General features: G+C 65.2%; 1 pseudogene. It reads right to left on the bottom strand.

Going from position 1 to position 244, the window contains the following annotated elements:
* Positions 1–73: 73 nt before the first annotated feature.
* Positions 74–244, bottom strand: a pseudogene (locus CH341_RS36175) (PA0069 family radical SAM protein); the annotation flags it as partial.

Raw genomic sequence — 244 nt, forward strand, 5'->3', positions numbered from 1 at the left:
GGGCACTCGCCCACGAAGGCGCGCTTTCCACCTTCGGACACAGGCTTCTTTGAGTCCTTGGCGCCTGAGACGCCTAGAAAAGCTTCAACTGACCGCCGACCGGCACCGGCGGCGAGAACAGATCCGTGCGCATGTCGTAGCGCCGCTCGTTCAACCTCAGGCGCTTGGCCGCCAGTTCAAAGCGGCGACCTATCTGCCAGGCGTAAGGCCCCCTGCCCCGCTGGCGCTCATGCCAGGCAGCATC

Source organism: Rhodoplanes roseus, assembly GCF_003258865.1.
GTDB classification, from domain to species: domain Bacteria; phylum Pseudomonadota; class Alphaproteobacteria; order Rhizobiales; family Xanthobacteraceae; genus Rhodoplanes; species Rhodoplanes roseus.